14 protein-coding genes and 1 pseudogene are annotated in these 14,151 nt (G+C 44.6%); 1 reads left to right on the forward strand and 14 read right to left on the reverse strand.

The features are described 5' to 3' along the window. Nucleotides 1–188 precede the first annotated feature (188 nt). Nucleotides 189–1,815, forward strand: a pseudogene (locus CS022_RS03155) (DUF2813 domain-containing protein). 28 nt (nt 1,816–1,843) lie between these two features. Here CS022_RS03155 and CS022_RS03160 read toward each other — a convergent pair. From CS022_RS03160 to CS022_RS03220, 14 genes are all read right to left on the reverse strand, one after another. Next, entirely contained in the window at nt 1,844–2,365 is a 522-nt protein-coding gene (locus CS022_RS03160; protein ID WP_129121058.1) for a DUF3833 domain-containing protein, read from the reverse strand. Between the two features lie 2 nt (nt 2,366–2,367). Next, nucleotides 2,368–2,913 carry a chalcone isomerase family protein gene (locus tag CS022_RS03165; protein ID WP_235869215.1) on the reverse strand — a complete coding sequence of 182 codons (546 nt, stop codon included), beginning with the start codon at nt 2,911–2,913 and terminating at the stop codon, nt 2,368–2,370. Next, the gene (locus CS022_RS03170; protein WP_129121059.1) at nt 2,910–3,266 is read right to left on the reverse strand and encodes a DUF2878 domain-containing protein; all 357 of its coding nucleotides are present in this window, start codon (nt 3,264–3,266) and stop codon (nt 2,910–2,912) included. The genes CS022_RS03165 and CS022_RS03170 overlap by 4 nt, the downstream gene beginning before the upstream one ends. Next, a complete protein-coding gene (locus CS022_RS24775; RefSeq protein WP_161569545.1) occupies nt 3,215–3,394 on the reverse strand; it encodes a hypothetical protein in 180 nt (59 codons plus the stop codon). The genes CS022_RS03170 and CS022_RS24775 overlap by 52 nt, the downstream gene beginning before the upstream one ends. Nucleotides 3,395–3,397: 3 nt before the next feature. Then, nucleotides 3,398–4,642, reverse strand: a complete 1,245-nt coding sequence (locus CS022_RS03175) for an SAM-dependent methyltransferase (protein WP_129121060.1) — start codon at nt 4,640–4,642, stop codon at nt 3,398–3,400. A 2-nt stretch (nt 4,643–4,644) separates the two neighbouring features. Further along, nucleotides 4,645–5,382: a DUF1365 domain-containing protein gene (locus tag CS022_RS03180; protein WP_129121061.1), complete on the reverse strand. Its 738-nt coding sequence runs from the start codon at nt 5,380–5,382 to the stop codon at nt 4,645–4,647. Next, nucleotides 5,379–6,662: an NAD(P)/FAD-dependent oxidoreductase gene (locus CS022_RS03185; protein ID WP_129121062.1), complete on the reverse strand. Its 1,284-nt coding sequence runs from the start codon at nt 6,660–6,662 to the stop codon at nt 5,379–5,381. The genes CS022_RS03180 and CS022_RS03185 overlap by 4 nt, the downstream gene beginning before the upstream one ends. After that, complete coding sequence (locus CS022_RS03190) at nt 6,659–7,390, reverse strand: SDR family NAD(P)-dependent oxidoreductase (protein WP_129121063.1); 732 nt, start codon at nt 7,388–7,390, stop codon at nt 6,659–6,661. Before CS022_RS03190 ends, CS022_RS03185 begins: the two co-directional genes overlap by 4 nt. Further along, the gene (locus CS022_RS03195) at nt 7,387–7,836 is read right to left on the reverse strand and encodes a nuclear transport factor 2 family protein (RefSeq protein WP_129121064.1); all 450 of its coding nucleotides are present in this window, start codon (nt 7,834–7,836) and stop codon (nt 7,387–7,389) included. Before CS022_RS03195 ends, CS022_RS03190 begins: the two co-directional genes overlap by 4 nt. Continuing rightward, entirely contained in the window at nt 7,829–9,283 is a 1,455-nt protein-coding gene (gene phrB / locus CS022_RS03200) for a deoxyribodipyrimidine photo-lyase (protein WP_129121065.1), read from the reverse strand. The genes CS022_RS03195 and phrB overlap by 8 nt, the downstream gene beginning before the upstream one ends. 40 nt (nt 9,284–9,323) lie before the next feature. Beyond that, on the reverse strand, nt 9,324–10,139 hold the full coding sequence (locus CS022_RS03205) for a MerR family transcriptional regulator (RefSeq protein WP_129121066.1): 816 nt from the start codon (nt 10,137–10,139) through the stop codon (nt 9,324–9,326). Further along, nucleotides 10,129–11,082, reverse strand: a complete 954-nt coding sequence (locus CS022_RS03210) for a YbgA family protein (RefSeq protein WP_129121067.1) — start codon at nt 11,080–11,082, stop codon at nt 10,129–10,131. Before CS022_RS03210 ends, CS022_RS03205 begins: the two co-directional genes overlap by 11 nt. A gap of 171 nt (nt 11,083–11,253) precedes the next feature. Further along, nucleotides 11,254–12,255 carry a peptide antibiotic transporter SbmA gene (gene sbmA, locus CS022_RS03215; protein ID WP_129121068.1) on the reverse strand — a complete coding sequence of 334 codons (1,002 nt, stop codon included), beginning with the start codon at nt 12,253–12,255 and terminating at the stop codon, nt 11,254–11,256. Nucleotides 12,256–12,510: 255 nt separating this feature from the next. Further along, nucleotides 12,511–14,013: an EAL domain-containing protein gene (locus CS022_RS03220; protein ID WP_129121069.1), complete on the reverse strand. Its 1,503-nt coding sequence runs from the start codon at nt 14,011–14,013 to the stop codon at nt 12,511–12,513. Nucleotides 14,014–14,151 lie beyond the last annotated feature (138 nt).

A 14,151-nucleotide genomic window follows, 5' to 3' on the forward strand; every position in this document is an offset into this window, starting at 1 on the left:
TAGATTTTTATTCTGTGAGCTTACACAGGAAGAAAAGTATCCTTTTTTGATCACATCGTAATAATCGCGGCTCCGAACCAGCATAACAGCGCATTACCTGATAGTTATTAAATGATAAGAACACACTTTTACAACTCGCTCCCTCACCACTCGGTACAGCATGCCATACTCTTATCGTAGAGGTGTCTATGAAGTTAGAAAGGATTGAAATTTCAGGTTTTCGGGGAATTCGACGCCTGTCATTGAGCTTAGATGAACTTACCGTCCTCATAGGTGAAAATGCATGGGGCAAAAGTTCCTTGCTTGATGCACTCAGCTTAACGCTGAACCCCGACGGTGAACTCTATGAGTTTCAACGAAACGATTTTCACATCGATCATACTCTCGGCAATGATCAATTCACTCAGTTACAAATTATTCTTCGCTGGCAAGAATCATTCAGCGGTGAAAATAGAGCACGACGTTACAGGCAGTTTCTGCCCGTCTGGAATGGCAATAATGGTGGCCTTCGTCAAATTGACTTTCGGGTCAGTGCCACGCTCGAAGATAACAAGGTCACCACATCATGGGATTTTCTCGACATAGAGGGCAATTTACGAAGCCTCGACAACAAAGAGGAACTCGCCATGGCGCTTATGCGCTTCATCCGATCATTCGGATGCGAGATTCACGCTGGTTAAAAAACGGTGGTGAAGACGACCGTAAACGTAATACTAGGCTGGAGCGTAGACTTGCGAATACAGCCAAACGCCTTGAGCTCATGCCTGGTCATGTGAATAAGGGAGAAATAAAAAGTGGCTTTCGCGCCATGAGAACCCTTTTGGACCACTACTTTGCTTTTGACAGTGATAATCATGAAAGCGCCGCGATAGACCCTTATCGGCATCTCAAGATGAGTTCGAGCAATATCCATCCTCTTGAAGTAGTGGCTATGAATACCTCTAATCATAGCCGCCTGTTATTAATGGGTATGCTCACTGAGTTCATTCGAGGAAGAGGACCGAGACAGCTCAAAGCTAACGCCAGACCGATATTTATATTTGAGGACCCAGAAGGGCGCCTCCACCCAACCTTACTAAGTCAAGCCTGGCGTCTTATTCAAATTATGCCGATGCAGAAAATTATCACTACCAATAGTGGTGACTTGCTGTCATCGGTACCTCTGACCTCAATTCGACGCCTTGAGCGCGGCCCTACCCATACAGAAACTATCAGGTACCCATGCGGCGCCTTGGCGCTAATGAAATGCGAAAAATTGCCTTCCATGTGAGAATTCACAGGCCAAGCGCACTGTTTGCCCGCTGTTGGTTGCTGGTTGAGGGTGAAACAGAAGTATGGCTTTTTAATGAGCTTGCCAGAGTGAAGGGATTCGACCTGTCGGCCGAGGGCGTTAACATTATTGAATTTGCTCAAAGCGGGCTGAAGCCTCTGATCAAAATAGCGAAAGCATTAGGTATTCAATGGCATTTGATTGCCGATGGTGATCCCGCAGGTCAAAAGTACGCACAAACGGCAAGAAGTATGCTCCACGGTGATAATGAAACACATCGACTCACTGTATTACCGACTGAGGATATAGAGCAGTTTCTATTTGACAACGGCTATTCTGAGCTCTTTAAAGAAATGGCAGGTGTACTGGAGGATGAATCTATGTCTCCCAGAAAGATTATTTCAAAAGCGGTGAGACGATTTGCCAAGCCTGATGCCGCACTGGCGATTGTGGCATATACAGAAGACCAAAAGGCAGGTGAGGTGCCTGTGTTACTGAGAAGAACCTTACAACGTGTGATTAGCATGGCCAGAGGTGTAGGTTAAGTGCTTCTGACCATACTGACTGATTGCGTCAAGATTTGGTGAAAAATAGGGTCACTTCCCCCACCTCGACGCCGAACTTCTTCATTGAAGTACGATTAAACAAATGCTTTTCATCATGACGGTAAAGCCAATCATCCATGGTTAACACATACGTCGTATCGTCTACTACAACTTCGAGTTGATAGACCCAGTGAAACGCATTTCCGACAGAACGACCCACGGCATTTCCAACCACATCGCCAGCTGTTCCTTCATAGGTGCCATCAGCATTTCTCTGTATTTTCCAGATTCGTTTTTGTTCTTCACCATCATCAAAAAAGAAGGTTTCATCCAGAGTCAATTGATTGCCTTCAACGGTTCCGTCAATGTTGACAGAGAATCGCCGAGTTTGCTTCCCTGAATAGTCCTGAACCATTCCCCATGCAGTGACCTGACCGTCGAAATAATCAAACAAAGCAAATTCTGGCGTATTCTGCGCGTAATCATCGATTTTCGCGCTGCATGATGTCAGAAATAACAGCGCCGCAGATAGCGTAAAAAGTAATTTCATCGTTATTTTTGTCCTATTAGGGCAAGTCTGTGTTTTGGATAAGAAGTTTTGGGAGACAACCAGATAGCGGCGAAAGCATTGGCCATCCCAGGATCTGATATTGCGCCGACCTGTCGGAGATCTTCATCCTTAGACCTGAAGTAAAAAGTGCCCTTGCCTGCGTTTAACGTGTAAATAAGCTGATCGCCTTTCACGACATCAGGGAAAACCCCATCAAGCGCTTTCAACCAACTATCTATCGCTGATGGCTCATAGCCCAGATGTTCCCACTGGTCACCTGTCGCTTCCAATAAATCCTCACCATCAATATCTCGGCGATAAGTGATCGACAGTGACAACGGACCACCGAGCGATTCGTAACGACCATCTGGCGTCGCCAGCATGCTGTCGTATATGGTCCAAAATCCCCAACTCAGAGTCGCGCTACCAACCGTTTGCCAATTCTTCCATTCAACAGATGGCTGCGATGTATCTGATGCAGCCACTTTTGCGGAAAATATTGATGCGATGAAGAGGGATGCAATGGCGACACTCGATAACTTCTTCATGCTGTCACTCCCACCCTACTTCTGTTGATCAACGCTAGATACACAGCGCTGTATATCACCCACACGACGAAAAGCGCAGCGGCACTTTCAATGACGCCATAAGGAAAATCGACTGCATTGAGACGGTAGCCACCAAGATAACTCATCGCACCGCCGATACCGCCAATAAGCACCAAAAGCCATCGAGGTTTTGTCAAAAGCCAGTCTCGAACCAGCCAGATATAAGCAACAAATCCGGCCCACAATAGCATCAGCCAGACGGGTATCATCGAACCTGAGAAACCGAGAACACCGCTGTACATCAGAGCGGTGTCGCCGCCGATCCCGACCAAAGCAAAACTGGTACAACCCATAGCAATCGCTTATCGAGATAAACACTGGCTACCAGCAAAGCCACAAGCAGATACCAATAGTTTTCTCTACCGAGCACAGCGATGACCCAGTACACATTGAATAGGAGTGAGAGTGCAATGGTACGCATTTATTAAGCTCCTGCTTCACGCCAATTCGGTCGGCTGAGTAACAGTTGCACGGTGCTGATGGTTTTCTCTCTAAAACCGCCTTCGCAATAGCAGAAATAAAAGCGCCATAAACGAGAGAATTTTTCATCGTAGCCAAGTTGCATCAGCGTATCGGTATTGTCGTTAAATCGCTGGTGCCAGTCCTGGAGCGTTTTTGCATAATCTAAGCCTATGTCTTTCAGATCTCGGACGACGAGGTCAGTGCGATTAGTAAATCTGTCCAGCAAAACACTGACAGAAGGCAAGAAGCCACCCGGAAAAATGTGCTTTTGAATGAAATCAACGCTCTGGCTGTAAGAGTCATATCTTTGATCTGCAATCGTTATTGCTTGAATAGCCATCAGTCCTTCAGGTTTGAGCAACGACTGACACTTTTCAACGTAGGTATCAAGGTATTCGCGACCAACCGCTTCGATCATTTCAACGGATACCAGCTTGTCGTATTGACCATCTAAATCGCGATAATCCTCTTTGAGAAGTGTTACCTTGTCACTTAGGCCTTCTCGCTCAATACGCTCTTGTGCCCACTGATACTGCTCTTCAGAAATAGTCGTCGTCGTGACCTGACAGCCATAATGCTTGGCTGCGTGAATCGCCATCGCTCCCCAACCAGTACCGATTTCCAGAAGATGGTCAGTCGGTTTGAGTCTCAGCTGCTGGCAAAGCCTGTCCATCTTGCAAAACTGTGCTTTCTCTAACGATTCGTCACCATTTTCGTAAATACCGCTCGAGTACAGCATCTCTTGATCAAGGAAGTGTCGGTAAAGATCGTTGCCGAGATCGTAGTGAGCAGAAATATTATTTTTGGCGTTGGCTTGAGTGTTTCTATTTTTCCAGTGTGAGACTTTATTAAGTAGCCCCGTCAGCCAGCTCATTTTACTCTCCAGACGGTCGAGAGCAGGCAGGTTACGGCAAATAACTCTCACTAACTTAGTCAGATCGGGCGTGTCCCACCAGCCATCCACATAAGCTTCTGCTGCGCCTATGGAACCTCCTGACAAGGTTCTCGCATAGAAACGGTTGTCTTTGATGATCAACTCAGCTGACAAGTCTGCGTTTTTATCACCTAAAACGTGCGCCTGACCCTCAGGATCTATGAGCGTCAATGATGCGCCTTCTAATTTACCCAGTAATGCAGTCAGTATCTTTTGGGCATACATATCTTTTTTCGTTAACGGTAGGCTTTGTTGAATATCACTCGAATACATAGTCACTCCTTGGCCTGATCTGGGTGGGAATAAAAACGAGCCCCTTTAATCCAGAGCTTTGCTGCTTGCCAATAAATTAAAATTATTACTTTTGCAGTCATAAACGGGGTCTTCAAGAGAAGTTTTGCCAACTCCCCGCTTGTAAATGCTTTCTTTTCAAGTGCCAAAGTGGCATCAAACTCTCTGTCACCTCTGTGTGTTTCAAGGTGAACAAACGCTTTTTTGCCCAGAGGGCGAAGCTTCCATTGATACTTCTGTTCTATTGGATTGAAGGGGGAAACATGAAACTCCTTATCATTTTCCCACTTTGCCCCAGCGGGAACAGCGTAATAGTGGCGTTGATTCCAAGGGGTATTACTCACTTCCGCAAGCATATACCGCCAATTTCCATCCTCGTCGTACAAATAGAAGAAGTTGACCGGGCTAAAGTAGAGCCCTAGGTATCGCAGATGACAAAGCGCAAGTACCTTGCCTTTCAGACGGTCCCCTGTCAGTTCAAATACCTTGTCCTGACAAGCCTGTTTTGTATCTTCCCTGCCATCGAGATAATCAGAGGCGTTAAAGGCTGACAAGCCCCATTTACCTATTCTAAATCCCCGGACGTTCATCGCCAGACGCTCAATCTCATCGAGATCAATCACTGGCATGAAGATGTCATATTTGAAGGTATGGCTGACGGGGGTGAATCTCCGGTGCCTCACAACACCGGTATATAAACCGCTGCCGATAGCATCCGTCATGACACAAATCTCAGAGGTTGTTCAATGTTTTGAATACCTTCAATGACGTCAGTGGCACTTCTTACACCGTCCTCATGGAAACCGTTGTACCAGTAAGCACCGCAAAACCAGGTGTTATTCAGGCCTGATACTTTAGATTTGTGTTTTTGCGCTGCTATCGCTGCGCCATTGAATACTGGGTGCTCGTAATTGAAAGAGCGAAGGACTTTGTCTGGGTCAATATCTTGTGTCTGGTTCAACGTGACACAAAATGTCTCTGTTGAGTTAAGCTGTTGCAAAATATTCATATCGTAAGTTAGAGACGCGAGCTTATTGTCTCTGTCTTCACTCATACCAAGATAGTAATTCCAGCTCGCCCACGCTGCTTTCCTTTTGGGTAGCATAGACGTGTCAGTGTGTAAAACGACCTCATTCGACTGGTATTCAAGTGCACCCAGAATAGTTGATTCATCTTTAGAGGGAGAATCAAGCAACTTGAGCGCTTGATTGCTATGACAAGCAAAAATGACCTGATCAAACCTTTCGCTCTCTTTCTCCGTGACAAGAGTTACACCACTCTGGTCACGTTTGACTGTTTGAACAGGGGTGTTGAGCCTGATTCTCGATTCAAACGCCGGAATCATTTTGCGAACATACTCTCTGGACCCGCCAGGAATGACATACCACTGTGGACGATTGGCAATGTCTAGCAGTCCATGGTTGAAGAAGAATCTCACGAAGAAACTCAGCGGGAAACCACGCATGTCTGACAACGTCGATGACCAAATGGCAGCGCCCATTGGCAGGATATAGTTTTCGCAAAAGTAGTCGCTAAAACCATTGGCCTCCAAAAAGTCTCCGAGCGTGTGTTCTGACTTATTCAGGGCATCAGTCTGTTGATATGCATCTTTAGCGAGCTTATTGAAACGCAAAATTTCACGGATAAATAAGTAGAACTTTGGATTGAATATATTTCGCTTCTGAGCAAACAAAGAAAAAACAGTATGGCCATTGTACTCGAGCCCATTCTCTGCATTGTGAACACTGAAGCTCATTTCAGTTGGTAACCCCTCAATGCCGAGTTCAGCTAACAGCTTCTGAAATCTAGGGTATGTACGGTCGTTGTAGACAATGAAACCTGTGTCTATGGCATATTGACCGCTTTCAACCTCAACATCTATGGTTGCAGTATGTCCACCCACATAGTCGTTTGCTTCGAAGACGGTAATATCATGCTCTTTATGCAAATAATGCGCGCAGGTCAGGCCCGAAATACCGGACCCGATGATAGCTATTTTCATGATGCATTCCTAACTAGCCTTTTGACCAACACCAACTGTAACCAAACAGGAAGTGCGGCAATGAATTTGAGAATAAAACTGAATCTTCTCGGAAAGTGAATTTCTTCTTTTTGTTTTTCTAACCCTTTACGAATGGTGTCTGAAGCCTCTTCAGGCGTAACCATCATTGGCATCGGAAAGTCGTTTTTATCTGTCAGAGGCGTTCTCACAAACCCCGGTGATATGAGTGATACAGTCACACCCAGATGGCTTAAATCTACTGACAGCGATCTGGCTAGGTAGCTTATGGCGGCTTTGGAAGCGCCATAAGCTTCCGCTCGTGGCAGGCCAAGGTACGAAGCCGTAGACCCCATTAATGCAATGTGAGTACCGTTCGTATATGTCTTCTGCAATACCTCAAGGCAATTCACCACACCAAACACGTTGGTGGTGAACACACGTTGAAATAAATCTGCGTCGACCAGCCCACCCTCAATGTATTCACAAGTGCCAGCGTTAAGAATGATCAGGTCTAAATTACTATCGATGCTGACCAATGCTTCTTCACAGGCTTTTTTGTCTGAGGTATCGAATTGCAATGTACTCAGGTTTTCAAATCTCTCAGCTAAAGCATCAAGCGTCGCCATGCTGCGACCACAACCAACAACCTTCCATCCTGACTTCGCATAATCTTCGGCAAGCTTGAGCCCGATGCCTGATGAGGCACCGGTAATGAGTACTGATTTCATTGCCCCAACCTTTTCTTCAGAAACTTCACTGTCGGACCAAGCACGGGAACCGCCTCGTACAGCATGGCGCCCAAGTCGAAAAAGTCTCGATGGTGCGTGACCTTGCCGTTTTTGAATGTCAGCATGGTAGAGCCTTCGATAGCACGCAACTTACCGCCAGCTAACTTTGGGTGCGCGAGGGTCATGGTCCAGTTGACGAAAGCTATGTCGCCACTCGCTGCGTGATTGTGAACCTTGAACTTGCAATCGATAATGTTTTCGTAGAGAGAATCAAAGTAGCGGCTTAAATTCTCGAAGCCCTCTATACGATGGGCAGGGTCCTCGAACACCACATCGTCGCTGTAAATCGTATCCAGAATTGCCAGATTATTTTTCCCTAATGCCTCATAGACAGTAACAAACTGCTCTACTGGGCTCTTTTCACTTACAGCTATGCTATCAATCATGCTCACGCTCTTTGCTCACTGGTGTGATTCTTGGCAGCTTCGAAAAAGGAAAGTGCCTCCTTTCTCGCAACGCATGATCAACTATGGGTTTGGGATAAGAGAGAGAAACATCAGAACCATAATTTTTGTGATATGGATCGTGAATAAATTTTTCAGGAATATTCTCTAACTCTTTGACCCATCTACGAATAAAAATTCCTTCAGGATCAAATTTTTTGCTTTGAGTGAACGGGTTGAATATGCGGAAATAAGGTTGAGCATCTAACCCGACGGATGCAGACCACTGCCATCCGCCGTTGTTTGCAGCGAAATCGCCATCAATGAGCTTTTGCATGAAGTAGCGCTCTCCCCACCGCCAATCGATGTGTAAATCTTTGACGAGAAAGCTCGCCACGATCATGCGCAGCCTGTTGTGCATCCAGCCGGTTTCATTCAATTGGCGCATACCAGCGTCAACAATCGGAACGCCCGTTTTCCCCTGCTTCCAGCGTTCGAAAAGTATTTCGTCGTGCTTCCATTCAATGTTTGACTCCCAAGAGAGGCAAGCTTTCCCCTTGCTCAGGCTTGGATTGGAAGCAGTCACATGCTGATAGAACTCTCGCCAAATGAGCTCAGATAGCCATACTTGAGGACCTTGTTTACTGTCATCAAAAGCATTTGGATGTTCGGTCAGTAATCTTGCCAAGCATTGCCTAGGCGATATAGCACCAATGGCAAGGTACGCAGAGAGCTGACTGGTCGCTGGCTCTGAAGGTATGTCTCTCAACGCATCATAGCTAGTTACCCTGTAACTACAATAATCACGAAGACGTTGAATAATGGTATTGTCGTCGACTGGCCAACTCACTGAATCTTCATACCAATAACGTAGGTCTATTTCTTTGGCATCTTCAATCAGTGCTTTCGTTAAAGCCGTTGGAGATATAGGTAATGGTGGCTTTACGGGAGAATAATCTGTCGATTGAACCAGCTTAAGCCAAGCCCGTTTGAACGGAGTGAATACCTGAAAAGATTTCCCGCCGCCAGTAAGAACAGATCCCGGTGGAAGGATACATTTACCGTGAAATGCATGAAATCCTGTTCTTGTTAGACTCAATGTGCCTGCAACGGCATTATCTCTGTCTACTTCATCAAATTCGTAATCGATATTACAATAAACATCTGACACCTGATATTGCTGACATACTTCTGCCAGATATGCAGGCAAACCGGAAAAATCATCAACCACTTTAAATAACAGCGGAATATTCAACGCAGCAAGGTCATTGCGAAGCACCTCGAGGCGCCGTTGAATGAAGTCTGCCTGACGAGGTGATAGGTCATGTTGTTTCCACTGCTCTGGCGTCGCAGTGTAAAGAGCAATTGTCGGCTCTCCAGTTTTGCATGCCTCATGTAATGCAGGGTTGTCTTTGACTCTCAAATCTCGTCTGAACCAAACTAATTTCATCAACGCACTCCTGTCGTCATTTGCATGTTGTTAGGCCAAGTCATTGCAATCTCAAATCTTTCAATTGCTCCGGGTGTATATCGATACAGTCACCAACAAACAAAAGTTGTATGTTCGGTAACAGTTGGACTTTCGTCGTCTCTGTCAACACATTCGTTGGCAATGCATTGTCGGAGTGAATTACCAGAGTTGTCTCTTTCGTTTTCGCTAACGAGCCTGCAATGAGACGCGGTGAGGTAATGGGCGACATTAGCTGATTGACATCGAACCCGTTAATCACCAGTTCATAAGCTTTCAGTGCAACCTTGTATTCTGCCCCACTGTCAAGCGTCACCAAGAGACACGGTTTTTTATTCTTTTCTTGCTTTCTCTTGCTGGTGAAAGTGGTCAACAAGCAGGTGATAGCGCTTTGCCATACATTTTCGTAGAGATCTCTCACTGCTGGTTGCGCCTTGAAAATGTGACTTTCCAGTGGTGATATAAGACGAGATTTGAGCACCGAAAAAGGGTACTCCCTGAATGCAGTCGACAAAATATTATGGATCCCTGATAAGTCGACGGTCTCTATCGCTTTTGTCAATTGTTCCACTTCGCCAAGCTCTCCATCACCATGACTGAGTTGCTCTTTCGAGCCGATCAACGGCTTAACTTGACTTATCGCTACACCTTTATCTAACCAACCCAAGATTTCTCGGATCCGTTCCACATCGTTGTTACTGAAAAGACGGTGACCTTTCGGTGTCCTCTGGGGCGTCAACAACCCATAGCGCCGTTGCCATGCTCTGAGCGTGACAGAGTTGACGCCAGTTAAAGCAGACACTTCACCGATCCCCATTAAGGTTTGCTCAGAGGCCATATCTAAGTCTCAAAGAATCTGGATAGGGCTTGAGGTATTTTTGACTGGCAATGTATGCATCTGGATACAACGACAAATGGTGATTGATCAGCGTCAAGGGCACTAAAAGTGGCATTTCACCGACACGGTAAGCAAGAATCAGCTTAGCCAGTTCAGCTTTCTGCTGCTTATCCAATGAGCGCTTGAAGTAACCTTGCAAGTGCATCAGCACATTGGTGTTATTTTTTCGGCTTGCCCGTTGCGCAAGAGCTTGCATGAAACGGGTCCTGTACTCGAGGTAAAACTCGTCGATGTCGTACTCAGATATTTTGGCAACAAAACTACCGAGTTCGCGGTATTCCCTTGGGCAGTGAGCCATTAAAATGAGTTTATAGCGAGAGTGAAATTCAATGATCGCGCGTCTCGTTATCCCCTCAGACATCGAGTCATAAAAATCTCGAAGCGCGAAAAGTCGGAAGACAAAATTCTCTTTCAAAACCGGATCGTTTAGACGGCCGTCTTCTTCAATCGGTAACCAAGGCATTTTTTCCATCAGTGCTTTTGTATAGAGCCCTACCCCGATTTTCTCCGCGGCGACGTAGCCGTTTTCACGGTAGACTTTGACTCGCTCCATTCCGCAAGTGGGAGATTTGGCACAAACAACATAACCACACAAATCCATCTGCGAAAGTTGATTCGCCTTGTCTTCACTGAAGCGAACCATTTTCTCCGTATGATCGATTTCGTTGTTTTTTGTGTCTACCAGACGAATTTGGTCGTCATGCTCTAACAGGCGAATAGTAGGTCGGGGCACAGGAAGACCTATTGCCATTTCAGGACAAACAGGAACGTACTCAACGAAGTCTGTGAGTTCGCTGCACACAAAGTTACTTCTCTTGTGTCCGCTATCAAATCGGACTTTTTCGCCAATGACACATGCACTGACACCAAGCTTAATTTTCATTGAATCCCCTCAAACTTGTACAACGTTTTATGTTTGTACAAGTAGAGAAAGCAAAACGATCACTTTTGTACAAAAAAAAAAATTGTACAACTTAATGCAGTATAGAAAAGAAATAAAAAAAACGCCTTACTTGCGAAAGTAAGGCGTTGAAATTGCGAAGTATAAATATGTCTAAACGGGTTCTTCAGCATCTGTATCAAAGGAGGCATCAATCTGCTGTTCGAACGCTTTGAGTCGTTTGTAAATCGACATTAATTCCACGATGGTGCTCCATGAATGAACAAGAAACTGAAATGAATCCTCAACCTTGCCAAACGCACGCAGAATCTGCTGTAAAACTCCCAAAGTGATCACGCCAGATACAATGGTAGGTCCAAGCGCAATATACGGGACGATCATGGTATACTGGATATAGGACCATTTTGCGATATCGAAGTACAGGTAATGTCGGTAAAGGTTGAAGTAGTTTTTTCTAACGTTAGTAAAGAGCTCAGTGACCGTTTCTGGTTGCGCCCTACTTTGATGATCTTCGCCAAATACCAATTCTTTCCTGTATGCGGCTTCAACCTTTTGGTTTTTAAATTCCAGCCCAGGTAACTTTATACCGACGATGGCGAGCAGCACTGTTCCCAAGATGGCAGAGATAATGGCCATGTAGACTAATGAGCGATCAACAGGGCCTATCCAAGGTAACTCAGTAACATTCTCACTCAATGTCCACAGTATCGGTAGAAAGGCCACCAGCGTCATGATTGAACGCATAAAACTGACCCCTAACCCCTCAACAATTCTGGCGAAGCGCATAGTATCTTCTTGAATCCGTTGAGCAGCACCTTCAACATGACGAATTCGGTGCCAGTGCGACATATAATAGTTGTTCATCGCGGTTCGCCATCTAAACACGTAATGTCTAACGAAAAATTCAAGACACACCGCAATGATGATGTAGACGGAGACAATGTTGAAGAAATCTAAACAACTGTCGAGAAACTCATCAAAACTCACCGCATTGGGTTTCCCCAACGCTTTTTGAATCAAGTTATAAAATTCGCCGAACCATTCGTTTACCTCTACGTCAATTTGGACTTTGTACCATGTCACGTACAAAATCAGAACTGTGCCGACGATTGACCATAAGAACCATCTCTTATCCAAAAAAAACGACTTAAACATTATCCCCTCCTCACCTTTTTGGCTTCCCTGCATCGGAGAAATGACGCCAATTAATATATAAGTCAACATTATGACTATTTTTCTGAACACCTAATAATAACCATAGACCACAAAAATTATTTGTTAATAAATTGACACTATTAATATTTTTATTATTTGATATGTTAATTTTCGCATCTAATTATCTGGATAATTGAAACTTGATTAAACTGTTCGAAGAGTTTATTTGAGGAAAAAAGAAGGAATATATTCGTTTTAATTTTCACGAGAAATAAAGCTACCGCGTTCAAGTAATAGCTTGAACTCACCAAAACTCATGGGTTCACCAAAAAAGTCTCCCTGAAGCATTTCCACACCAGCATTGACCAAGTAGTCAGCCTGCCTCTTATTCTCCACGCCTTCAGCGACAATGCTAAGATCAGATGTTTGAGCAAAGGCAATGATCGCATCAAGAATCGACGTGTTGCTTGATTCAAAACCAATCGTCTTAACGAACATATGATCGATTTTAATCGTATCAATATTTAAGCTCTGCAAATAACTAAATGCGCCATACCCCATACCACAATCATCAAGCTTTATTGACATGCCCTCGTCACGAAGGGTTTCTATTGTTTTCGCTGCTTTTTCAATATTTTCAAAAGGTGTTCGCTCAGTAACTTCCAATGAAATCACACGGTAATCCAATCCAGACTTGCTTATTTTTCTGAGAAGTTTCTCTGCAACTTTTGTTTTCTCAAGGTAGGCAGGGGGTATATTCACGCTAGCAAAAAAGTGAGGCGATAATTCAATTGAAGAAAGTTGTTTAAGAACATTATTTATCAGTTGTTCGGTAATTTTGTCTATCAGTCCATCTTGCTCTGCCAAGGGGATAAAACTGTTTGGTAATATCACGTTCCCGCTTTGCGTGATCCACCTGAGCAACACCTCTGCGCCGACAATCCGATAACCGTTCCCCTCTGGAACAACTATCGGTTGATAAAACGGTTTCAAAGCACGTTTGTCTATCGCTTCAATGATCAAATTTTGCAATATACTGCTGTCAGATTGACTTAGTGTAATAAACATGATGATTAACATACATGACATTGTCAGGATTAGTGCTAAGTACATCGGCGTAAATCCGACAAATTGGAATCTCGCCTCGTCGGTATAAAATACCGATACCTCTATGTTATCGGTGTAATGAAACCGGTATTGGTGCTTTTGTTCATCTTGTCGAACAGATATCAGGTTTATTGCATTATCCTTGACCTTTACTTCTGCAGAAAGGCAGTCTTCGCAGCCATCCATAATCGGCCTGGTTAGCTGAACAGTCAGGGATAAGGTGCCATTGTTAGAATTCAGTTCAATCTCTCGAACCTGTTGCTGAAAAACGAACCAGATTACTGTTGGTGAGGCGAACGTCACTATGCTATCGCCTGACGATCTATTGATTTTCTTCTCACGTCCAGAGACACATGAAGGAGAGCCATTAGGTGTGAAGTCGGCGTGTTTCACTGACGGATAAGTCGAGGCGATCATTTCAAGCACTTTCAACGTGTTGTCATTGCAAGTCGAAAGAGGTGAGGTAATAGCAAGAAACTTTTGCAATGTAGAATAATCAAGCCCCAGCAATTGTGAAGATAGGGATGATTTCATTGACGTAAGATTTCGGTCGGCTACCCATTGACTGATCGGGAGATATGCGGCAAAACCCAGAAATATTGACATAAATACAGCAACAAATGCAGTCTTGCGTTTCAGTGATAGATTCACCAACCCTCCACAGTAAACTTTTTGAGATTGACAACCATTGCTTGGACTGAAAAAGCCAACGGCACCGTTATCTGAAAATTAGTTTTATTATTATCAGGATAGTAGTTGGTTCTAATGAAGAAAGGTGAGATTGAGATA

It is taken from the genome of Veronia nyctiphanis (assembly GCF_004116385.1).
GTDB lineage: Bacteria > Pseudomonadota > Gammaproteobacteria > Enterobacterales > Vibrionaceae > Veronia > Veronia nyctiphanis.

Excerpts from the sequence above, each read along its gene's own strand:
- CS022_RS03195 (WP_129121064.1), bottom strand. The coding sequence starts at position 7,836 with ATGATTGATAGCATAGCTGTAAGTGAAAAGAGCCCAGTAGAGCAGTTT.
- CS022_RS03170 (WP_129121059.1), bottom strand. The coding sequence starts at position 3,266 with ATGGGTTGTACCAGTTTTGCTTTGGTCGGGATCGGCGGCGACACCGCT.
- CS022_RS03175 (WP_129121060.1), bottom strand. The coding sequence starts at position 4,642 with ATGTATTCGAGTGATATTCAACAAAGCCTACCGTTAACGAAAAAAGAT.
- CS022_RS03180 (WP_129121061.1), bottom strand. The coding sequence starts at position 5,382 with ATGACGGATGCTATCGGCAGCGGTTTATATACCGGTGTTGTGAGGCAC.
- phrB (WP_129121065.1), bottom strand. The coding sequence starts at position 9,283 with ATGAAATTAGTTTGGTTCAGACGAGATTTGAGAGTCAAAGACAACCCT.
- CS022_RS03210 (WP_129121067.1), bottom strand. The coding sequence starts at position 11,082 with ATGAAAATTAAGCTTGGTGTCAGTGCATGTGTCATTGGCGAAAAAGTC.
- CS022_RS03160 (WP_129121058.1), bottom strand. The coding sequence starts at position 2,365 with ATGAAATTACTTTTTACGCTATCTGCGGCGCTGTTATTTCTGACATCA.
- sbmA (WP_129121068.1), bottom strand. The coding sequence starts at position 12,255 with ATGTTTAAGTCGTTTTTTTTGGATAAGAGATGGTTCTTATGGTCAATC.
- CS022_RS03205 (WP_129121066.1), bottom strand. The coding sequence starts at position 10,139 with ATGGCCTCTGAGCAAACCTTAATGGGGATCGGTGAAGTGTCTGCTTTA.
- CS022_RS03165 (WP_235869215.1), bottom strand. The coding sequence starts at position 2,913 with ATGAAGAAGTTATCGAGTGTCGCCATTGCATCCCTCTTCATCGCATCA.
- CS022_RS03185 (WP_129121062.1), bottom strand. The coding sequence starts at position 6,662 with ATGAAAATAGCTATCATCGGGTCCGGTATTTCGGGCCTGACCTGCGCG.
- CS022_RS03190 (WP_129121063.1), bottom strand. The coding sequence starts at position 7,390 with ATGAAATCAGTACTCATTACCGGTGCCTCATCAGGCATCGGGCTCAAG.
- CS022_RS24775 (WP_161569545.1), bottom strand. The coding sequence starts at position 3,394 with ATGCGTACCATTGCACTCTCACTCCTATTCAATGTGTACTGGGTCATC.